The sequence below is a fragment of the Streptomyces sp. NPDC086777 genome (genome assembly GCF_040702065.1).
Classification (GTDB): domain Bacteria; phylum Actinomycetota; class Actinomycetes; order Streptomycetales; family Streptomycetaceae; genus Streptomyces.
Genome location: NZ_JBFBJI010000029.1, coordinates 39,377 through 60,860 on the forward strand (window position 1 = coordinate 39,377; position 21,484 = coordinate 60,860).

General features: G+C 70.7%; 9 protein-coding genes. 1 reads left to right on the top strand and 8 read right to left on the bottom strand.

The genetic code is table 11. The features are described 5' to 3' along the window. Positions 1–80 precede the first annotated feature (80 nt). The 6 genes from AB0472_RS32930 to AB0472_RS32955 form a co-directional block, all read right to left on the bottom strand. On the bottom strand, positions 81–1,706 hold the full coding sequence (locus tag AB0472_RS32930) for a succinic semialdehyde dehydrogenase (protein WP_366361882.1): 1,626 nt from the start codon (positions 1,704–1,706) through the stop codon (positions 81–83). Between the two features lie 137 nt (positions 1,707–1,843). Further along, a complete protein-coding gene (locus tag AB0472_RS32935; protein ID WP_366361883.1) occupies positions 1,844–2,716 on the bottom strand; it encodes a serine/threonine-protein kinase in 873 nt (290 codons plus the stop codon). A 91-nt stretch (positions 2,717–2,807) separates the two neighbouring features. After that, on the bottom strand, positions 2,808–3,311 hold the full coding sequence (locus AB0472_RS32940; protein ID WP_366361885.1) for an SUKH-3 domain-containing protein: 504 nt from the start codon (positions 3,309–3,311) through the stop codon (positions 2,808–2,810). A gap of 5 nt (positions 3,312–3,316) precedes the next feature. Then, a complete protein-coding gene (locus AB0472_RS32945) occupies positions 3,317–10,174 on the bottom strand; it encodes a polymorphic toxin-type HINT domain-containing protein (protein ID WP_366361886.1) in 6,858 nt (2,285 codons plus the stop codon). Between the two features lie 163 nt (positions 10,175–10,337). Then, positions 10,338–13,955: a LamG-like jellyroll fold domain-containing protein gene (locus tag AB0472_RS32950; RefSeq protein ID WP_366361888.1), complete on the bottom strand. Its 3,618-nt coding sequence runs from the start codon at positions 13,953–13,955 to the stop codon at positions 10,338–10,340. Positions 13,956–13,987: 32 nt separating this feature from the next. Beyond that, positions 13,988–15,472 carry an integrin alpha gene (locus AB0472_RS32955; protein WP_366361890.1) on the bottom strand — a complete coding sequence of 495 codons (1,485 nt, stop codon included), beginning with the start codon at positions 15,470–15,472 and terminating at the stop codon, positions 13,988–13,990. A gap of 584 nt (positions 15,473–16,056) precedes the next feature. On the opposite strand from AB0472_RS32955, the gene AB0472_RS32960 reads away from it, so the two are divergent. Next, positions 16,057–17,952: a glycosyltransferase family A protein gene (locus AB0472_RS32960; protein WP_366361891.1), complete on the top strand. Its 1,896-nt coding sequence runs from the start codon at positions 16,057–16,059 to the stop codon at positions 17,950–17,952. 10 nt (positions 17,953–17,962) lie between these two features. Here the strand turns inward: AB0472_RS32960 and AB0472_RS32965 are convergent, their stop codons facing one another. Continuing rightward, positions 17,963–19,570 (bottom strand): serine/threonine-protein kinase, encoded by a 1,608-nt coding sequence (locus AB0472_RS32965; protein ID WP_366361893.1) that lies wholly within the window; start codon positions 19,568–19,570, stop codon positions 17,963–17,965. Positions 19,571–19,673: 103 nt separating this feature from the next. Continuing rightward, a complete protein-coding gene (locus tag AB0472_RS32970; protein WP_366361959.1) occupies positions 19,674–21,431 on the bottom strand; it encodes a serine/threonine-protein kinase in 1,758 nt (585 codons plus the stop codon). Positions 21,432–21,484 lie beyond the last annotated feature (53 nt).

Genomic DNA, 21,484 nt, shown 5'->3' on the forward strand with positions numbered 1-21,484 from the left:
ATCTCCCCTTTGAGTGTGCACTGCGGGTGCTCGGTGGCTGGTCGCGCAGTTCCCCGCGCCCCCAGGAAAAGGAAGGTCGGCTATCGCAGCCTCAGTGCCTTCATCACCTTCAGGCTGGTGCTCATGAACTGGGCGTACTTCTCGTCGTCCATCCCCAGCGAGGGCGCCATCGGCAGCAGTCGCTGCTGGGCGACGGTCTGGGCCTCCGTGTACTTGAGGATGCCCTCCGAGCCGTGCCGGCGGCCCAGGCCCGAGTCCTTCATGCCGCCCATCGGGGACTGGACGCTGCCGTAGGCGGGGGCGTAGCCCTCGTTGACGTTCACGGTGCCGGTGCGCAGGCGGGCGGCGACAGAGCGGCCACGGCTGCCGTTCTTCGTCCAGACGGACGAATTGAGGCCGTACGGCGTGCCGTTGGCGTGCTCGACGGCCTCGTCCTCCGTCCTGAAGCGGTAGATGGAGACGACCGGGCCGAAGGTCTCCTCCGTGCAGACGGCCATCGCGTCCTCGACGCCGTCGAGGATGGTCGGCTCGTAGAAGTAGGGGCCGATGTCCGGGCGCGCGGTGCCGCCGGCGACGACGGTCGCGCCCTTCTCGACGGCCTCGTCGACGTGCCGGGTTACCGTCTCCAGCTGACGTTCCCCGACCAGGGAGCCCATGTCGGCGCCGTAGGCGAGGGACCGGCCGAGGCGCATGGCCTTCGTACGGGCGGCGAAGCGCTCGACGAAGGCGTCGGCGATCGACTCGTGGACGTACAGCCGCTCGATGGAGATGCAGAGCTGACCGGCGGAGGAGAAGCAGGCGCGGACCGCGCCGGCGGCGGCCTTCTCGATGTCGGCGTCGTCGAGGACCAGCATGGCGTTCTTGCCGCCGAGTTCGAGGGAGACGCCGACCAGGCGGGCGGCGGCGCCCTGGGCGACCTCGCGCCCGGTACGGGTGGAACCGGTGAAGGAGACGTAGTCGGCGTGCCGGACGACCTCGGGGCCGACGACCGGGCCCTCGCCGAGGACGACCTGGAAGACGTCCGCGGGCAGCCCCGCCTCGACGAGGAGGTCGCGGGCCCACAGGGCGGTCAGGCAGGTCTCGGTGTCCGGCTTCATGACGACCGCGTTGCCGGCGGCGAAGGCGGGGAGCGCGTCGCCGACGGAGAGTTCGAGGGGGTAGTTCCAGGGGGCGATCTGGCCGACCACGCCCCGCGGGTGCCGGAGCTCGGTCACCTTGGTGAGGGTGGGCATGGCGCCCGCGTGCCGCTTGGGGCGGAGGTAGGCGGGGGCCTTGCGGCCGTAGTGCCGGGCGGCGACGGCGACGGCCTGCACCTCCTCGTGGGCGTGCAGGCGGGCCTTGCCGGTCTCCAGCTGGATGAGGTCGAGGACCTCGGCCTGGCGGGCCAGGATCAGGTCGTGGAAGCGGAGCAGCACGGCGGCGCGCTGCCGGACCGGCACCTTCGCCCACACGGCCTGCGCGGCACGGGCCGCGTCGAAGGCCTTGGCCACGTCCTCGGGGGTGGACTCGGGCAGGTCGGCCAGCTTCTCGCCGGTGAAGGGCGTGTGGTTGGCCGTACGTCCGGAGCCGACGACACCCTTGGTGAGCTGGGCGACCAGCTCGGGCGTGACCACGTCGGCGGCGGTTCGGGCCCCTGCGGGCGCGGGGGCGAGCGGGTTCGTGCCGGTGGGGGCCGGTGCGTGGGCCGGGGCCTGCGAGTCCGTCATGAGCCGCAGGGTATTCGGGCGCGAGGCCTTTGGGTACCCGTGGGTAACCCGGTTTCACGGACTGCACACACCACGCCAGTGATCACTGGCAGGGAATGTGCTGATCAGCGGCCTCGGATGCCCTTGGGTACGGACGATCAGCCGCGTTCCGGTTTTTTGGCGAGGAGCAGGCCGAGGGCGGTGAGAGGGGTGAGACGGCGGGGTTCGGGGGCCGGGGGCGGCGCGGGGGCCAGGGCCAGGGGCGGCGCGGCGGCGGGTCCGGTCACCCATGCCGGAAGGGGCGCACCGGCGGCCTCGGCGAGCGCCTCGGCGGCCTCCTGGGCCGTCGGCCGGGCTTCCGGTTCCGGGGCGAGGAGCTTGTCGAGCAGCGGTCGGAGGGGTCCCTGTGCGCCGTCCGTGGCCGCCCGGAGCAGTGCGCCCAGGGACCACAGGTCGGAGGCGGGCCCGGCGACGCCCCGCCCCGCGCCGCACTCGGGGGCGTCGAAGGGGCCGCACCCCTGTCCCCCGCCGATACCGAAGTCGGTGACGACGACGCGGTCGCCGTCCGCCGCGAGGAGGACGTTGGAGGGCTTGAGGTCGCGGTGGACGATGCCGACGCAGTGCGCGGCGTGCAGGGCACCGAGGACGGCGAGGCCGATCCTGGCGGCCTCGGCGGAGGGCAGCGGGCCGCGGGCGGCGAGGACGGGGTGCAGCGCCTCCCCCTCCACCAACTCCATGACGACCCAGGGAAGTTCGTCGTCGAGGAGTACGTCGTGGATGGCGACGGCGGCCGGGTGGTCGACGCGGGCGGCGGCCCGGGCCTCGTGCAGCAGCCGGTGCGCGGCACGCTGCCGTTCCTCGCCGTCCGGATCTCCGTCCAGGCGCGGCTCCTTGACGGCGACGTCCCGCCCGTCCTGCTCGTCCCGGGCCCGCCACACGGTCCCGGCAGGCCCGGACCCGATGTGCCCGGCGAGCCGGTAACGCCCACCGATCAGCCGTCCCTCGACCGGTAGTTCGCCGTCTTCGCTCATGGCACATGAGTACCGTGCGCACCATGCCGTTGTCGAAGCGACGAGGTCAGCGAAAGGGGCCCCCGGAGATCCGGCAGGGCCCCTTCCCGTATCAGTCGGACGGCATCGCGGGCCAGGGGTCGAGCCCCGGGTCGGAGTAGAGGCACCTCAGGGGGCGCTCGGCGAGAATCGCGAGTTCCAGAGCCTCTTCAAAAGTGGCGCCCAGTTCCCAGATCCATCCCATCCCCGTGGCGATGACTCGCCCCTCCGCCTCCACGAAGACGCTGGAGTAGCTGAGCCATTCGCCCACCGGGAAGTAGGACCCCCCGAGAATGTTTTCCGCCTCCACAGCCATACCGCGCTGTCCCGCTCCGGCCGCGAGCGGATCGAAATTGAATGGATCGCCATTGCTGAAGTTGGGGCCTACCTCATTCAGCGGAGGGACGGAGATTCCTCCCAGACTGGCGAGTACCTCCGATGCCAGAGGGTGGACCCGATACCCTTCGGCCTCCAGAGGCACCACCCACTGGGCGGTGTCGACCCTCCGTTGGGCGCTCCACCCGGAGTTGCCGAGCGCTTCCAGCACATCCGGGTGGAGCGAGTCGAATCTGATCATGGCAGTCAGTATGCGACTCCCAGGTCGTCCATCAGCCGCTTGCATCTGGCACAGGGGTCGCCCGGGTCGCCATGTCCTGCGGTATTGGAGGTCGGCATGGAGTTGTTGCGGGACTTCACCGTGCGCATGGACCCTCCGCGGATTCCAGCGGACCCCTCGGCGTCCTGGGCCTGGACCAGGCAGTGCACCTCCGAGCATCCGCCGTGGTGGTCCACTCGCTGAACCGCCGAGCCGAGTTCCCCGGTCACAGGCTCGCCGTGCCGGTTGCGCCCGTAGTAGACATTGCCCGAGGGCGACGTGTATTCGGATGCGAACTTCACGCCCTGCTCGTTGCGCACGCTGTCTGCATAGGTGACCAGGGGATCACAGGGATTGGTGTTGTGAACCAACACCGGAGCGTTCCCCGCCAGTACATAGTACGTGTGCAGTTCACCGACGGTGAGGTTGTGGACCGTCGCTGTCAGGGCCGTCCAGCGCTTCACTGCGGTGATCTGGACGTGGCTGCCCGAGCCGGTGGTCAGCCACTCGCCCGCGTGCAGATCGGTGGCGTCGATCCACTCGCCTAGCTCCGGAACCCAGAAGGGGTGGTTGTAAGTGGCGTTGACCGACGCCGTCTTGGTGCCCTTCTTCCCGTCGACGTCGACGGTGACCTTGACGAGGTGCTTGAGGCCCACGCCCTTGATCTCAGCCGTGACCTTTTCCGGTTTGGTCTTCCCCGTCTCCGGATCGGTGGCCAGGACCTCGTCGCCGATCTTCACGTCCTTGATGGCTTTGGCCGTGCCGTCCGCCATCAACACCTTGGTGTCAGGAGTGAAGCTGTTCGGTTTCTTCACGGAACACGAGGCCACCTCCGCCAGCCGGTCCGCCTCCTTCCTGCTCTTGCGCCAGTCCTTGAAGGACTTCAGGAGGTCCTTGCCAAGCCCGTAGATCCGCTTGCCGAGGGCTGCGGCCTTGTCCCAGCGGAACAGGTACTTCTTGGCGAGCTTGGCCAAGGGCCCACCGCCCAGGAACGAACCCACCACGTTGAGGGCGGTGTTGCCGCAAGCCCCCAGGTTGCCGGTCGTGAAGCAGTCGAGGGCGTCGGTGATGCCGAGCTCGTCCATCGCGATCTTGCCGAGTTCCTTGGCGATCGCGATCGCGCGCTGCTTGGCCGAGTCCTCCTTCTCTCTGGCGTCGTCGGCCTTCGCCTGGGCCGGGGTGTAGGTCGTACCGCTGCCGGTACTGCCCGAGCCACCGTTGTCACGGGTGCCGACCGCGCCGCGGTGGGTGGAGGGGCCGGGGCCGCACTCGTTCCAGCCGCCGACGCAGTCGGCGAGGCGCATGCCCGACGCGTCGCTGTTGGAGACGGGGCTGTTGTTGGCGTACGCGTAGCCGTTGATCTGCTGCGGGTCGGTGTAGTCGACCACCGGGTCCGCCGAGAGGAAGCGGCCGGTGTCGGAGTCGTACTCGCGGGCGCCGAGTGTGGTCAGGCCCGTGGACTCCTGGACGGTGCCGCCGACGAAGCCCTTGTCGTTCACCCAGCCCGTGGACGAGGACGTGGAGTCGTCGCGGAGGTTGCCGAACGCGTCCATGCGGCGGCGGGTCGTCGAACCCGTCTTCGCGTCGACCGACAGCTGCGCGGTGCCCTGGTTGTCCGAGGCGAGGAAGTGGACGCCGTCCGCCTCGCGCATCGCGACCGTGGTGCCGGCGAAGCTGTAGTAGCGGGTGGCCGTGACCTTGGCCGTCGACTTGTCGTAGTGGAGTTCGGTGCCGGGGAGGTAGAACGTCTTCTCGGTGGGGGTGTCCCGGAGGACCCGGGCGCCCTGCGCGTCGTACTTGTACGTCGTCACCGAGTTGTCGGCGTTCGTGACCGTCGTCAGCTCGCCCTGCTTGTCCCAGGCCAGCGACTGGGTGTCGCCGTCCAGGACCCGGGTCTTCGTGTTGCCCGACGCGTCGTAGGTGTAGGAGTTCTGGGAGGTGACCGCGGGCGTGGTGCTGGTCGCGTCCGTCTTCTCCGTCACCGACGACACCGTGTGGGCGCCGGAGGCCGAGCCGTTGGGGCCGGAGCCCGTCTCGCCGTACTTGTACGTGCGGGACGACGTCGCCGCGCCGTTCAGGCCGTGGCGCACCTCGGTCGTGCGGTTGCCGATGGTGTCGTAGCCGTAGTCGGTCCAGTACGGGGTGACTCCCCCGACCGTCGACGCCGACGCTCCCGACGCGCAGGACGCGTCGGTCGAGCCCGTGCCCTTCGCGCCGTTCGACGCCACCGAGGACGTCCACGCGGACGAGACGCGGCCCAGGCCGTCGTACGAGAAGCACTGGACGTCGCTCGTGCCGCCGGTCGGGGTGTCGGCGACGGAGAGGATGTCACCGGCCTTGTCGTAGGTGTAGTCGGCGTCGTAGGCGATGCTCGACGCGCCCTCGACCCGCACCGACGAGTTGGTCAGACGGTCCGTGCCCGCCTCGTAGAAGTTGTTGATCCACGTCTTCTTCGCCGTCGACTCACCCGTGTACAGCTCCAGCTGTTCCAGGTTCGAGGTCGGCGAGTACGACGCGTCCGTGACGTAGCTCAGGCCGCCGAGTGAGGTCTTGAGGCCGGTCGGGCGCTGGAGGCCGTCGTAGACGTGGGACACCGACTCGCCGGGCAGGTCGCCGATCGCCGGCAGGGTGTCGTACTGCACCGTGCCGTCGTCGTTGTAGCCGGTGTCGAACTCGTACGTCCCGCCCAGCTGCGGCTCGGCCGTCTTGGAGAGGAAGTACTTGGTCGAGACGGGTGCGTAGTCGTTGTCGGGGTCCAGGGTCGGGTAGGTCACCGACGAGTAGACCGCGCCGTCCTTGTAGGTGTAGACGCCGTACAGCTCGCCCTTGTAGACCGTGTCGTACTTGGTGACGGAGAGCTTGGTGCCGGTGGTGGCCTCGCCCTGCCAGGTGGAGACGGCCCGGCCCAGTTCGTCGTAGAGCGTCGACGTCTTGTCGCCGTTCACCGTCACGGACGTCTGGCGGTCCAGCGCGTCGTACGTGTACGAGGACGAGCCGGTGTCGGGGTCGACCGCCGTCTTCTTGCGGCCCAGCTGGTCGTAGGTGTACGTCCAGTCGTTGCCCTTGTCGTCGGTGACGCCGGTCAGCCGGCCCGCGTCGTCGTAGCCGTACGACGTGGTGACCGCGTCGCCGTCCACCGGGTACTGGATCTGGGTCGTCGTGTTGTCCCGGGCGTCCTTCACCACCGTCGTCTTCACGCCGCCCTGCGGCGGGGTGGTCGTGACGCGGTCGCCGCCGTAGGCGTACGTGGTGCGGTAGTCCTCGGTGCCCTTGACCTTGAAGATCGAGGCCGTGGTGCGGCCGGCGCCGTCGTACTGCGTGACGGTCGTCGCGTCCAGGTCGTCGTCGACCGGGTCGAAGAGCGTCGAGGACGGCGAACCCGAGGCGAAGTAGGTGTCGTTGACCTTCGCCACCCGGCCCGAACCGTCGTAGAGCGTGTCGGCGACCATGCGGCCGCCCTCGCCCTCCGTCTGGTCCTGCCGTGGCCGGAGCCAGCCGTCGTACAGCGACCACTCGCTGCCGTACGACGTGCCGTCGTTCTCGATCTTCTGGGTGTGGACGGCGGCCGGACCGTCGGCGCCCCGGATCAGGTACTCGTACTTGATCGACGGGGTGAAGTTCTTCGCCTTGGGGCGGTCCTGCAGCCAGACCGAGACCAGGCGGCCGAGGCCGTCGTAGGCGAGGTCGGACCGCAGGCCGTTGGTGTCGGTCTTGGCGGTCGGCTGGCCCCAGGCCGGGGCGTACTCCGTGGACGTCGTCCAGCCGTCGATGTTGGTGACCGTCGCCTTGGTCGCCAGGCCGTAGGTGTCCGTGTAGACCGTGGAGGACGTGTACTGCGTCGACGACGACGCCGTCTCCGCGTCCTTGACCACCAGCGGGCGGCCGTAGGCGTCGTACGTCGTCACGGCGGTCGTCTGGTAGGTGGCCGTCGTGCCGTCGTGGGCCGACAGGCGCTTGGTCATGGTGGGGTCGCCCTTGGTGGGGGCGGCGCCCAGCGTCGTCGAACCGTCGTAGTAGGTGAGGTCGTCGGAGATGACGTCCTTGGAGCGGTCGGGGGTGGAGGCGCAGTCGACGCCGACCTCCTCGACCCGCGAGACCATCGTGTAGATGTGCGCGCTCGCGCTGTCCGCGTACTCGGTGCGGGTGCACTGGTTGTCGGCGACGCCGACCTCGCCGTCGTCGTCGACCGTCTTCTCACGGCCGGTCGCGTCGTCGTAGGTCGTGGTCGACTTGGTGTGGCGCCAGCCGCCCACCGCGAGCGCGGTGTAGGTGTCGGTCGAACCGTTCGCCACGTAACGGGCCTTGTAAGTGGCCCAGTCCCGGGTCTCCGTCGCGGTCACCGCGGTCCACGGCACCGTCACCGACTTCTCGGTGATGTCGTCGCCGTTGTAGGTGAGTGTCTCCAGCTCCTGGCCGGCCTTCCAGTCGGAGTCGTCGTAGGAGACGCCGTTGGAGTCGGTGACGGTCGCGGGGCGGGTGGTGCCGTTCTTGTCGACGTCGCCGTCGAGACCGCGGAAGAAGACGTGCTCGGTGCGGGTGTTGGCGGCGGAGTTGGTGCCGTCCGAGGTGACGACCCGGACCCTGCCGTAACCGCGCCAGTCGCTCCAGGTGCGGTCCTCGGTCTTGGTGATGCCGTCGGCCGGGGTCTTCCGCCAGCCCGCGTCGCCGAGGTAGGTGTACGAGGTGACCTGGTCGGCGTTGCCGCCGGTGAGGTCGGTCTGCACGACGGAGGCGACCACGTACTTGTGGAACCAGTCCGTGATCGGGTCGGTGGCGCCCGGCGGACTCCACTTCACCGGGAAGCAGCGCTTGACGGAGGAGTCCTCCGCCGGGACGTTGCTCGTCGTGCACTGGTTGTCGGCGTAGTTGACGCTGAGCACGCCGCCCGACTCGTTCTGCACCCCGGAGAGGCGGAAGCGGTAGAAGGGCTGGATGTTGTCGCCGGTCTCGTCGACGCGGTTGGGCAGCTGGGTGCCGTACAGCTGGACGGACGGGACCGAGGCGTCGGAGCCGACCTTGCCGGTGTGGTCGATCTTGCTGAGCCACAGGGACCTGGAGCCGTCGCCGTTGTCGGTGAAGTCGTGGGTGAGGCTCCAGACGTCGACCGGGGTGTACGCCGCGTCACCGGTACGGATCTGGGTGGTGACCTTCGTGAGCTTCTTGCGGGTCCAGAAGGTCGGCGAGTTCTGGCTGGGGCACTTGCTGCCCGACGCGCAGTTCTGGTCCCAGGGGACGTCCGGCCAGTCGGCGGCCGTGGAGTCCTTGAGGGCGTCGGCGGAGCAGTCGGTCAGCGAGCCGACACAGCGCTCCGCGGTGGTGAAGACGACCTGGGCGGCGGGCTTCGTGGAGTACACCGAGCCGTCGCGCTGGCCGTAGTCGATGCGCTTGAGGTAGCCGCCGCGGATGTAGGCCTTGCCGTTCTCGGTGGTCTTCAGGCCCTGCGTGTAGTAGTTCGTCTCCGTGCCGTAGAAGTACGACATGGCGTTGCCGTGCGGGTCGACGACGTAGTCGAGGTTCCAGCGCCAGGCCTGCGTGCAGTAGGCGTCGGCGAACGTGGACTTGTAGCAGGGCTCGCCGGAGTCGTCGCCGTAGACCGGGACGGTCCAGGTGGAGTCGGTCTCCTCGTTGCCGCTCGCGTAGCCGGTGAGGTGGTTGAGGCCGAAGTAGTACTGGGTGCCGTCGCCGGTCGTGATCTTCCAGTACTCGCCGTTGTCGTCGCCGTTGACGGCGCCGGTCAGGTGCTCGACCTTGGAGTTGTCGTCGGAGCTGATCCGCCACTCGCCGGTCTTGTCGTCCTTGACCAGCCGGCCCGAACTGCCGCCCGTCAGCGACAGGGTGGCGTTGTCGAACGCCCAGCACTCGTCGCCGTTGGTGTCGTCGTGGCCGTCGTCGGCGCAGGCCTTGTAGCTGCGCTCGATGTACCCGGGGTCGTAGGAGAAGCCCTGGCCGATCCACGAACCCTGGTTGTTGGTGGTGGCCGTCTGACCGTCGATGGACTGGGAGTTGTAGCTCAGGCCGACGGTCGGCTGCATGCCGCCGGGGACCGGCGGAACGCTCATCGGGTACGACCAGGTGAACGCGCCGGAGCTGGCGTCGACGCCCCACTGCGAGGACTGCGAGAGGCTGGTGGCCTTGTAGTCGCCGCCGTCGCCGCCGCTGCTCGCGGTGGCCGCGACGACCGTGGCCGAGGACGCGGCGGAGTCCGCTTCGAGGAGCTGGCCGGAGGGGCCCGAGGTGTCGGCGGCCGCCTGCACGGTCGCGGTCAGGGTCTGCTCGGCCCGGTCGTTCGCGGTCTTCAGGTAGGTCGGCGTCGAGCAGGACCTCTTCTCCGGCGTCGTCAGCACGCACGCGGGGTACGTGGCCAGCCGCAGCCGGGAGCCGTAGGAGCCGCCGAAGGCGTCGGCGAAGTCCGAGTAGTCCAGGGCGACCCGGGCCGGTCCCGCGGTCGCGGCGCCGTCGGCGCGGGCGACGGTGAACAGCACGCCGTCCACCCCGGCCGCCTCGGCGGCCTTGCGGTCGAGGACGGTGAGACGGACCGAGCCGGCGCCCTTGGTGCCGCCGGCCGCCTCGGCGGTCAGCGGCAGGTCCTTGGCCCGGACCGCCTTGCCGGACAGGGCGACCTCCGCGCTGCCCGCCTTGGGCCAGTGGGCCCTGGAGGTCTTCCTGACCACGGCCTTCCCGGCCTGGTCGGTCTTCCTGAAGGCCTTCGCCGTGGCGTTCTTGCCGCGTACCGGCTGGTCGAGGTCGGTCTGCGTCTTGGGCCGGGTGACGCCGCTGTCGGATGCGGTGGCCGCGGGAGCGTACTGCGGGAGCAGCCCTATGGACAGCGCGAGTCCGAGGACCACCGCGGCCCTTCTGCGACCGCTTCGCCAGGCCGGTCGGGCCGACCGGAACCAGGGAGGCGAGGACATCAACTCTCCTATGGAGTAGGGGATATACGGGAACGGCAGACATGCCGAGAAGGGCGGGCGGCTCGCAGTCGAGCCGCCCGCCCACGCAACGGGCCGGTTATGCCGGGGTCTCGTCGATGCTGGAGCCGCCCGGCAGCCCGGCGACCAGCGCCACCAGCGAGGCGTCCAGCGGACCCTGGTACATGCGCACCTCGTCCACGGCTCCGGAGAAGTACTCGCCCGCCGACGAACCGGTCAGCGCACGGCCGACCTGGAGGCTGGTCGTGCTGAAGTCCCAGGTGTTGTCCCAGGAGGCGTCGACCACGGCGACCCCGTTGACGTACAGGAGCGCGTCACCGAAGACCGCGTTGTAGACGAGGGCGAGGTGATCGCCGTCGCCCGCGGAGCTCGGGGCGTCGCCCTTGTCCAGTTGGGTGACGGTGACCGGCGAGGAGGTGTCCGCGTCGGTCACCACCAGCTGCCAGCGGGCGTCGGCCGCCGAGTACCTGACCCTGATCGCGGTCCCGTTGGCGCCGGAGAGCGACAGCACCGTCTCGTCGGCCGTCGGGCTCGCCGAGGCCAGCCGGGCCCGCGCCGTCAGGGTGAAGCTGTCCTGCGCGGTGAGCGGTCCGGCCGCCGCGCGGGTGGCGTAGCCGCTGACGCCGTCGAGCGCCAGGTGCCCGTCGCCCCACAGCGGCGGGGCCGGCGGGACGCAGTCCGGGTCGGCCTCGGGGTCGCAGGACTCGTCCGGGGTGTAGATGGACGCGCCGCCGCCGAGGGTCAGCCCGGTGCCGCCGCCGTTCTCCGGGGAGACGCCGTTCGCGGCCTCGTCCAGCTGCCAGTAGGCCAGCTGGTGCGGCTGGATGCCGCCGAGTTCCTGGCCCTCGGTGGGCGGGATGACCCGGTCGTGCAGCTTGACGTCCGCGACGCTGCCCTTGAGGTTGTTGGTGTAGCCGTCCAGGTCGAGCCGGCGGCCGATCTGCACGGCGCCGGTCGCGGTCCACACGGTGTGCCGGGCCTGCACGTCGTCGGCGACGAGGACGCCGTTGACGTACAGCATCAGCTTGCCGAGCTCGGCGTCGTACACGCCGATCAGATGCGTCCAGCTGCCCACGACCGCCGTGGCGCCGGAGACCTTCCAGGTGCCCAGCGTCTCCATGTCGCTGACCGGGATGCGGAAGGTCCAGGAGGCGGTGTCCCTGTCGTAGCCCAGCTCGAAGCCGGCCTGCGCGGTGCCGTCCTGGCTGACGACGGTCATGTTCTCGGTGGGCAGCGTCGGGAGCATCACCCAGGCGCTCACGGAGAAGGACTTGCCGGTGTCGACGGAGGCGCTGCCCGAGTCGAGGTAGGCGTTCTCGGTACCGTCGAGGGAGGCGGCGGTGTCGGTGGAGCCGAGCGGGCCGGCCACGCCGAAGGCCACTCCGGAACCGGGGGTCGCGGCCGGGGTGGTGCTGCTCCCGGCCGCCTTCGTGGAGCCCTTGGCGTCACCGAGGGTCCAGGCCGCGACGGGCGCGCGGCCGTCGCTGACGAGGAAGACGTGGACCGTCGGTGTCTTCTGCGGGTTGCCGGCGCCGTCGACGGCGGTCACGTGCAGGACGTAGGTGCCCTCGCTGGGCGGCATCCAGCGGATGGTCGCCGGTCCGCCGGTGGAGTCGGCGGCCACCGTCTTCTTCGCGCTGTCGGCCTGCGGGCCGGTGACGTAGTAGGTGTACTTGGTGACGTCGGTGGACGGCGAGTCCATGGTGAAGTCGCCGTAGTCGCCGACGCCCGTGTGCCAGGCCTCGTCGTCCGGGTACTGGGCCGAGGTGATCGTGGCCGCCTGGGGCTTGCTGGTGTCGTAGATGAACTCGCAGCGGGTCTGGTCGCCGTCGGTGGACCAGGCGCCGTAGGACTGCTGGTCGTAGCCGCGGACCGCCCAGGCGACGGTGGTGTTCGCCGGGACGGTGAACCCGGCCTCCCCGTCGCCCGCGACGTCGCTGCCGATGGTGTAGAAGAACGTGGCCACGCCGGTCTGGTCGCTCCAGCTGGAGTCGACGGTGGTCTTCTTGGCCGTCGTGGCGTAGTGCGTGACCGTGTCGCCGCTGGAGTTGGTCCACCAGACCTTGAACTGGGCCTGCAGGGTCTCGGAGTTGGAGCCGACGTCACCGTGGTCGTAGTCCCGGATCACGGCGGAGACCCGCGGGGCCTCGGTCACGTAGTGCTCGGTGGCCGCGCCGTACTCGCAGGTACCGCCCGGCTTCATCTGCAGGTCGTCCTGGACGGGCTCCAACGGAGGCCGGTTGTAGGTGACTTCGAGGTGCGCGTTGCCGCAGAACCGCTTCCAGTACGAGGTGTCGGACTCGCTGCCCGCCTTCAGCCGGAAGGTGGTGGTGTCCCAGGCCTTGTCGGCCGCGGTCTGGATGGTGTCCTGCACGTCGAAGCGCACGTTCTGGTTGGTCGAGGTGCACGAACCGGCGTTGTCGGTCGGCGACTTGGAGCCGATCGTCGCCTTGGACGACGGCTGGTTCGCCCAGTCGGTCTTCGAGCTGATCGCGCTCGCACCGGTGCTGTTGACCCGGGCCAGCTGCACCTCACGGGCGCTGGAGCTGTAGGTGAACACCTGCGTCACCGCGAACTCGGCGCTGACGATGTCCTTGCCCGCGAAGGTGCCGGTCGGGATCGCGAAGAACTGCCGCTTCACGTCCGCCGAGCTGCTGCACCGCACCGACACGTCGGAGGGGCACAGGCCGACGCCTTCGTCGTCGTCGAACTTCCAGAACGAGGTGCCCGAGTAGTGCGAGGAGACCATCGTCCAGCCGGTGCGGGTGGCGGTCTTGACGACCGGGTCGATGTAGACCGGGTAGACGGTGTCGGGGGCGGTGAGCAGGTCCGTGTCGGGGGTGAGCGTCATCGTGTCCGCGGAGACGTCCACGCCGACGTCGGCGACCCTGGCGCCCTCGGGGGGCGTCTGGGTGTTCTCGTCGGCGGCGGGCGCGTCGTCCTTCGCCGTGCGACTGGAGTCCCACATCACCGGCTGCGGCGCCTCGAAGACCGCGCCGCCCGAGCCGGTGTCGGTGGCGGTCAGCCCGCCGTCGCCGGTCTCCGTCAGGTTCACCGAGGAGGTGTCGAGCGGCAGGCGCAGCTTCGCCAGCTCCGGGTCGGCCGCCGCCTTCGCGTTCTTGACGACCAGCACGTGCGAGAAGCCCTCGGCGCTGGCGGTGACCTTGAGGTCGACGCCGTCCAGGACGTTGCGGTACGTGGCGGTGGAACCGTCGATCCGCGGCTTCGGCAGCTTGTCCGGCCAGTCCAGGGAGACGGAGCGGCCGTCCTTCTCGATCTCGGCGAAGGTCGTGTCACCACCGCCGGAGAAGGACATGGCGGTCAGCGCCGCCTTCGGGGCGAGGGTGCCGTTCTTCCGTCTGACCAGCGTGGTGTCGATGTCCGTCCACCTGCCGTCGACGCGGGTGCGGACGGGCTGGACGTACTCGCTGACGGTGAACGTCCCGTCCGGGTTGGCGACGGTGGTGCTGCGCTCGTCGCGCAGGCTCTGGATCTCGACGGCCCTGCCGGACTTCTTCGCCCTGGTCTGGGCGGCGGCCGGGGAGAGCGGCGAGCCACTGCCGTCGGAGGATTCCTTGGCGGCCGACGTCTGCTCGGCGGCCGGGGCGGGGACGACGCTCAGACCGGTCGTCAGCAGGGCCGCCACCGCGGCGGCCGCGACGAGCGGGCGGCGTCCGGGGCTTCTGCGGATCTTCATGGTGCGGTGCTCTCTGCTTCCGTGCCGGCCGTTCACCCGATCACCCCGAACGTCGAGCCCGCGTCGGGCAGGCCGCCCGATCCGGGCACGTGGACCGTGGCCCCCGTGCTGGTGGTGCCGTCGATGTCGGACCACGGCAGGACGTACGCGACGCCCTTCGAGGTGGCCGGTTCCTTGCTGTAGGGCACGCCCACGTAGAGGTTGGTGCTGCCGCCTGCGAGAGCGACACCCGTGTAGTCGCGGGCGGTCGCGGTGCCGGGCAGCCCCGAACCGCGGAAGAGCTCCTTGTCGTTGGCGCCGAGGGCGGCGTCGAGCGGCCGGAAGGTATGCACGGCGCCTGCGTCCTTGACCGTCGGGGTGTCCTTGCCGGGCTCGCCGACGGCGAGGCGGACATTGGCCGTGGTGGTCACGACGGTGGTGTCGGTGTTGGCGATCGCCACGCGCTGGCCCATGAAGTCACCGGCGACCGCGTCGCCCTCGACGTCCGCCACGCTGTTGTCGAACGCCGCGATCTGCGTGTATGCGCCGGACGGCTGGATGCGGACGACCGCCACGCCGCCCGCGTCCGGCGTGGTGCCGATGTCCTCGCCCGGGATGCCCACGGCCAGCAGGACGTCGGAGTTGTACGTCTGGTCGCTGGGCCGGTACCCGGTCATGGAGACCGAGGAGCCGAAGCGGTCCCCGGCCTCCGCCGCACCGCCGATCCCGGTGCTGTCCTGGCCGATCCCCACCAGCGGCGTGGGCATGCCGCCGGAGAGGGTGTGGCTGAAGACGTCCACGGCGCCCGCGAACGCCAGGTCACCGGCTCCCTCACCCGGAACGCCGACGGCGAAGTAGCGGTTGGTTCCGGCGAGTGAGTAGCCGAAACGGTCGTTCTCCTCTGCGTCGCCGTTCACCCCGGGAGAGTTCTGGGTCAGGGAGACCTTGGTGGTGCCCTGGACGTACTCGATGCACCCGGCGTCGGTGTACGTCGTGCCGTCGACCGTGACCCCTTCACCGGGGACCCCGATGACCAGGTACGGCACTCCGCTCGCGGTCGTGCCCGCCTTCAGCGCGTAACCGAACCAGTCGTACGCCTCGGTCGCCGTGGCGGAGTCGAACCCCGCCTGGCTGTAGCCCTGGATCGCGGAGCCCGTCCCGATGCCGGTGGGCGTGCCGTGGATGATGTAGATCGCCCCGGCGTCGACGAGGTTCTTGCCGTCCTTCACGACGTCCTCGTACGGCGCGCCGACCACCAGGTCGCTGCAGCCGTCGCCGTCGGCGTCGTAGCCGGCGTAGGACGTGCCGAAGCCGTCGCCGGTCTCGGGCGTCGCGTCCATGCCGCTGGTCGCCTGGGAGATCTCCGAGACGCCCTTGCCCCCGCCCAGGACCACCCGCACCAGGCCGGCGCGCTTGGCCCCGTTCACCGTGGCGCCCGGGTCCGCGATCACCGTGTCCTGCAGCCCGTCGCCGTTGAAGTCGCTCGCCGTCCCCGCCGTGCATGTGGCGGCGGCCGCCTCCGGGGAGGTCAAGGTCACGCCTCCCGTCGCGGCCAGGAGAAGGCCGGCCAAAGCGACCATTTTCCCCGCCAGATGTGTACGCGTACGCACACTCCACCCCTCGTTGTCCCGTCGGGCGAGCCCAGGTAAGACCACCCTATGAATGACGTAAGAGCAGACTAAATACGAGACAAATAAAGGCCGTCAAGACCGCTCAAGAAAACCAGCTGCACACAGCAACCACACAGAGCGGCACCATCTTTGCCTTATGTACCGCAACGAACGAGAAGGGGACTCCGGACAGCAAAAGGGGCAAAGGATGCGCCACCCACAGGCCCACCTGCGGCAACCTGACGGCGCTTCACGAAATATTCACATGACGGCTCCGGAATGGTCGTGATACGTTCATGACCGGAAGAGGCTTCATATCCAGAGACCGCCACGCCCCCTTTTACCGGTATCCGGGCTGCGATCCGCCGAGGCAATTACGCCTGTCGACCTGCGCGATAATTCGACAGAACGGTCGCCCCATCTTTTCGGTTATCCAATTCCACACCCGCATCACCTCCTTCCCTTCTGTAAAAGATTCGTCAACGCCTGACCGGGCAGGTAAAATCTCGGGAATGCCGAGAATCAAGGTCAGTGTCATCGTCCCCGTCTACAACACGGGGGCCTATGTCGACGAGTGCGCACCGTCGTTGCTGGAGCAGAGCCTGCCGGCCGACGAGTACGAGGTGATCTACGTCGACGACGGGTCGACGGACGACACTCTGGCCCGGCTGGAGAAGATCGCTGCCGCGTATCCGAACGTCCAGGTCCACACCCGCCCCAACTCGGGCTGGCCGGGCGCGCCGCGCAACCTCGGCATACAGCACGCCAGGGGCGAGTACGTGCAGTTCGTCGACCACGACGACATGCTCGGGCCCGAGGCCCTGGAACGGCTCTACGAGCACGCGAAGCGGAACGAAGCCGACGTCGTGCTCGGCAAGATGTCCAGCACCATGGTGCGGCCCCGACGGGTGTTCCGGCACACGGTGGACGCCTGCACGATCGACAACGACGAGCTGATGCAGACGCTGACGCCGCACAAGATGTTCCGCCGGGCCTTCGTCGAGCAGCACGGCCTGCGCTTCCCGGAGGGACCCTGGTTCCTCGAGGACATGCTCTTCGTCACCGCCGCCTACCTGAAGGCGCAGCGCGTGGCGATCCTCGCCGACTACCCCTGCTACTACTGGATGAAGCGGGACGACGGAGGCAACAACACCCAGCACCGGTTCAACCCCCGGTACGGGTTCTGGCCCAATCTCCGCACCATCGCCCGCCAGCTCAAGGACGGCACCACACCCTCCGACGACCTCGACGCCTTGCAGAACCGGCTGCTGCACCGCCTCTACCAGGTGGAGATCCTGGCCCGCGCCCGGGAACCCGAAGTCCTGCGCGAGAACCCGGCCGACCAGCGCCCGCGTTTCGAGACAGCCCGTCAGCTGGCCCTGGAGGAGTTCCCGCCGACCGTACGGGAGGGGTTGCCCGCGGTGTCACGGCTGCGGGCCGAACTCCTCGAAAGCGGCGACTTCGACGGCGCGGTCACGTTCGCCCAGCACATCCGCGAGGTGCAGGCCCGCGGCGAACTCGGCCAACCCCGCTGGGAGGACGGCCGCCTGGTCGCCGATGTCAGGCTGAGCCTGGTACGAGGGGACGGCGAGCCCCTGGCACTCGTCCAGCGGGACGGGAAGCACTGGCTCGACCCGGAGTTGCTGGGCGGGGTGCCGGGAACCGAGGACGGCTGGGAGGTCCGTGACCCGTTCCGGCTCGCCTACGCCGAACTGGTCGTCAAGGACCGCGACCGGGAGGACTGGTGGTACCCCGAAGGCGACCTGGACGTACGGCTGGAGCCGCTCGGGGACGGCCGGTCCCGGCTCGTCGCGTCCGGGCGGCTGACCCTGGATCCGGAGCGGCTGGCGGGCGGCCGGCCGCTGGAACGCGGGCCGCACGAGGTGTGGGCGTTCGTCCAGTTCCTGGGCGTCGACCGGTTGATCCGCATGACCGGCGACGCCACTCCGAACACCCCGGCCGCCACCCCCGCACTCACCGGCGGTCGGCTCGCCCTCCCGTACTGGACGGCGGGCCGGGCGCAGCTCACCCTCGACGTGGGCCCGCGCCTGCGCAGGCTCGGCCCCGACACCGCCGAGGCCGCCGCCGCGAACTCCGCCCGTGGCAGCCGCTCGCTCCCGTTGCCGTACGTGGCGGCGGCCGCGTCCACCGCCCCGGCCGCCGTCAAGGTCACGGTGTCCACGCTGGCGGTGGACGCCGAGTTGGCCGCCGACGCCGGTGTGGTGCACCTGCGCCTCCCGGCCCGCCTGCAACTGCCGTCCGGACGGCACCCGGTCACCCTCCCCAAGGCGCCGGCGCCGGTCGCGTACGCGGTCGTCCGCAACGGTGCCCTGCTACGGCTGGAGGGCCCGGCCTACCGCCCCGGCACCGCCCGCCGTCTCGTGGACCTGGTCCGGCGCACCCGGTAGCGGCCCTGCCTCAGGTGGCCGTGAACGTGTCGACGGCGACGTCGAAGTACTCCCGTGCCTCCCGCACCTTCCCGACCGGCGCCGACACCCACACGTCGTAGAGCCGGCCGTCCTCCTCCCAGCAGAGGTCGTAGGTGTGCCGGGGGCCCTCCGCCGCGCTGAAGCCCTTCCAGGTGAACTCCCAGAAGGCGGCGGGGTGTCCGGAGCGGGTGGTGTCGGTGACCCGGCCGTCGTGATAGCCGGGGTTCGTGCTCGGCCCCTCGGCCGCCGCGCGCCGCAGCACCCCGCCCGGTCCGCCGGTCTGCGTCTCGGAGAGCCTGATGCCGAGCCGGAAGGTCTGCCCCGCCGACATGTAGAAGACACGCTCGCCCTGCGGGTCACGGGTGAAGCCCTCGGGGACGGCGAGGGTGAAGCCTGCCGGGTCCCGTGCGAGGCGGTAGCCGGAGGGCGCGGTCCGGGACGGGGCGGTGGGCGGCGGGGCGGTCGTGGCCGGGGACGGCGTGCCGGCCGTCGGCGAGGGGGGTGCCCGGTGGGAGGCGGAGGCGGCCGTCGTCCCCCCGGGGCCCGGGGCGGTGCCGCCCCCGTCGCCGTGGAACAGCAGCGTGGCCGCCGACACGCCCGCCCCCGCCATCGCGGCGACCAGCAGCGCGGCGACCAGCATCCCGCGGGTGGAGGGCCGGGGCGGCACGGCGGGTTCCGGAGGCGGCGGCCACGGAACGTCCCGCTGGGTCGGCGTGTACGAGGCGACGCCCGCGCTCCGCGCCGCGTCACCGGCGTCCGTCACGGCCCCCGTCTCCAGGAACCCGCGCAGCATCAGCTCGGCCTCCGCCGCGCCCAGCCGGCGCTCGGGATCCCGCTCAAGCAGCCCCCGTACGACCGGCAGCAGCGGCTCGGCCTGGGCCGGTGGCCGGATCTCGTCGGAGACCACGGCGTGCAGGATCCCGCCGAGCGAGTCACGCCGGAACGGCGACTCGCCGCTGAGCGCCGCGCACAGCAGCGCCCCCAGCGACCACAGGTCGGACGCCGGTCCTGACCGGCCGCCCGACATCCGCTCGGGCGCGGTGTACTCGGGCGAGCCGACGAAGGACCCGGTCTCGGTGAGCGTGGTGGCGCCCGCGACCTGGGCGATCCCGAAGTCGGTGAGCACGACACGCCCGGTGGCGGCCTCCACGAGGACGTTGGCGGGCTTGATGTCCCGGTGCAGCACCCCCGCTCCGTGCGCCGCCCGTACCGCGCTCAGCAGCGCGATCCCGATCCGCGCGGCCTCGCCCACGTCCACCGGCCCGCTCCGCGAGATCCGGTCGGCGAGCGAACCGCCCTCGATCAACTCCATGACGATGTAGGGCCGTCCGCCGTCCTCGACGACGTCGTGCACGACGACGATGTGCGGGTGGTGCAGCTGGGCGACGGCCTGCGCCTCGCGCAGGGTGCGGTCACGGCGCAGCCGGGCGTCGTCGTCCGGGAGGGAGTCGTCGACCGTGAGCTCCTTGACGGCGACCTGCCGTCCCAGTAACTGGTCGGCCGCGCGCCATACGACACCCATCCCGCCCCGCCCGAGCCGCGCCTGCAGGCGATAACGCCCCGCGATCAGACGGACGGCGTCCCCGTCGGTCCCCATGGCCCCATGATGCCGCACCGGACCCGAACCTTCCGGACGGTGACAAGCCAAGCCACCTGACCGGAACGCGGCTTTCCGGGGCTTTCGGCGGCGCGCGGGCGCGTCACCCGGACGACCCGGGCTCCTGCCAGCTCTGCAGGATCCACTTGAACTGCTTGGCGGCCGTCGCCCAGTCCTTCGCCGGCGACGACACGTAGATCGCGTACTCGACGCCCGCCCGTGAGTAGTACGTCTCCTCGATCGCCTGCCGGGGCCCGGCCGTGTTCGCCCCGTCCTTGGCCAGCGCCGTCCAGGTGTACTCCCACACCGACCCGTCCCGGTCCCGGTACAGGTTCTGCTTCATGGTCACGCGGTTGTAGTCGACCAGCTTGTGCAGCTGCTGCTCCAGGTCCTGCTGGTGCGCGAGTGCGCTGGAGAAGTCGGGCGAGCTGTCCATGGCGATGCGCACGAAGTGCTTGCCGCCGTCGGGCGAGTAGTCGACCTGCCTGAGGTCGGGGTCGACGTCGCCGCCGACGGCGTAGACCTTGCGCGTCCAGCCCTCGGGCAGGGAGAGGCTGAAGCCGAACGGGTCGTGCACGGTGTGCCAGTCGGTGGGAACGGCCCCGCCCGGAGCCGCGCTCGCGCCGCTCGGGGAGGACGCGCCGGAGGTGGCCGGCGAGGCCACGCTGCCGCTGCCGTCGTCCTGCTGTCCGGAGCCCCACTTCTGCAGCGCCACGGCCGCCCCGCCGCCGAGCAGCGCGGCCAGGGCGACGACGAGCGCGAGGGTCCGCAGCCGGCGCCGTCCGGGCCGGGCGGGGCCGGGCGCGGAGGGCGGGCCGATGGTCGTCGGGGTGTTCGTGGCACCACCGGAGGGACGCTGCCCCTCGTAGGAGCCGCCGAGCGAACCGGCGTAGGAGTTCGGGTAGGAGCTGCTGCCGTACGAGCCCTCGTACGGCGCTCCCTCCGGGAAACCCTCCTGACCGGCGCCGGAGTCCCGGCGCGTCCCGGCGCCACCGCCGCCGCGGAGCTGCGACCGGGTCGGCACGTACGCCTGTGCCCCGCTCGGCCGCCGGCCCTCCGCCGCCTCGGCGAGCATCTGCTCGGCCTCCTCGGGGCTCGGCCGCTCGGCCGGTTCCTTGCGCAGCAGGGCCGTGATGACCGGTTCCAGCGGGCCCGCCGCCTGCGGCTCGGCGGCCTCGTCCTCGACGACCGCCTGCATGGTGGTCAGCGGCGAGGTGCGGCGGAACGGCGAGCGCCCCTCCACCGCCGTGTACAGCGTCGCGCCCAGCGCCCACAGGTCGGAGGACGGCCCCGGGTCGTGCCCGCGCACGCGCTCCGGCGCGAGGTAGTCGACGGATCCGACCACTTCCCCGGTACGGGTGATCGTCGTGTCGCCCTCGATCTGGGCGATGCCGAAGTCGGTGAGGAGGACCCGGCCGTCCCGGCCGATCAGGACGTTGCCCGGCTTGACGTCCCGGTGCAGCACCCCGGCGCTGTGCGCGGCGCGCAGCGCGCGCAGCACCCACAGCCCGATCCGCGCGGCCTCCCGCGGCTCGATGCGCCCCTGTTCCTTGACCGCGTCGGCCAGGGAGTGGCCCTCGACCAGCTCCATGACGATCCACGGGCGGCCGTCGTGTTCGAGTACGTCGTGGACGGTGACGACGGCGGAGTGGTTGATGCGCGCCGCGGCCCGGGCCTCCGCCCGGGTGCGGGCCAGCAGGACGGCCTGGTCGCCCTCGGAGACGTAGAGCGCGGCCGTCAACTCCTTGATGGCGACAGCCCGGTGCAGCACTTCGTCATGGGCGCGCCACACCCGGCCCATGCCGCCGCTGCCGATGATGTCGGCCAGCCGGTAGCGGCCCGCGATGAGCAGGCCCTGCATCTGATTCACGTTGCCCCGCAATGCTCTTGTCAGGGTCAGACTAAGGACCGCTC